The organism is Bradyrhizobium sp. NBAIM08, assembly GCF_020193935.1.
Lineage (GTDB): Bacteria > Pseudomonadota > Alphaproteobacteria > Rhizobiales > Xanthobacteraceae > Bradyrhizobium > Bradyrhizobium yuanmingense.
Map to the genome: position 1 here is coordinate 1 of NZ_JADYVR010000623.1, position 426 is coordinate 426.

Below are 426 nucleotides of genomic sequence, written 5' to 3' on the forward strand. Positions count from 1 at the left end.
TACCGACCCCGAGCGGTCGCCAACACCGGTCGCTGAACGGATCGACGCGGCCGCGTTCGAACTCGGACGACCGGATCGCATCGTGGGTGTATCTGTCGCCGGGCAATTCCGGTCCGTTTGGTGTCAGCGCCATCGGCCGGATGGGACCCGTGATGCTCCAGAAGGACCCCGCACACCAGGCGAACGACGAGCCTTCGGCGTTGGCGAAGGCTCCCGCATCCCTCCGCGAATGGCTCAGCCTGCGCGATGGGTGGGGGCCCTCGCGGTCCTGGTCATCGCACTGGAATCGGCCGCGCACGCAATCGCGGCGATGATCCGCGGCGGGTCGATCGGCCGGGACATCGACGCGATCGCCGGGCACCCCCGGGCCGCCAGCGAGGACGACTGGACGGTCATCGCCGGATTCGGCTTCGCGCTGTTCCTCGG

Annotated in this window: 1 protein-coding gene; it reads left to right on the plus strand. The window is 69.5% G+C overall.

The genetic code is table 11. The features are described 5' to 3' along the window. Nucleotides 1–229: 229 nt before the first annotated feature. The coding region (locus I6F37_RS41255; RefSeq protein ID WP_225154559.1) for a hypothetical protein at nucleotides 230–426 on the plus strand (197 nt) is incomplete at its 3' end.